1 protein-coding gene is annotated in these 318 nt (G+C 67.9%); it reads right to left on the bottom strand.

From position 1 onward, the window contains the following. On the bottom strand, positions 1-318 hold a 318-nt coding region (locus ACR6JA_RS22990; RefSeq protein WP_494599814.1), incomplete at both ends, for an aminotransferase class I/II-fold pyridoxal phosphate-dependent enzyme.

Here is a 318-nt window from a genome sequence, read left to right as displayed (position 1 = left end):
GTCATGATCGGCCGGAACACGCCGCCGTTCATCGCCACGATGTCGTGGTACGAGGCCCAGTACGGCGCTGGCATGATGACTTCGTCGCCCGCCGCCAGCGTGGCCAGGAAGGCCTGGTAGATGACCTGCTTGCCACCGCAGCCCACGCTGATCTCGGCAACCGAGCAGTCGATGCCGTTGTCGCGCCGGAACTTGGCGGCGATTGCCTCGCGCAGCGCGTGGGTGCCGTTGATCGGCGTGTAGCGGGTCTGTCCGGCGTGGATCGCCTGGATGGCTGCCTCGCCGATATGGGCGGGCGTGGGAAAGTCGGGCTCGCCC

The organism is Cedecea sp. B1(4) (assembly GCF_059414925.1).
This window is presented reverse-complemented; position numbering and strand designations above follow the sequence as displayed.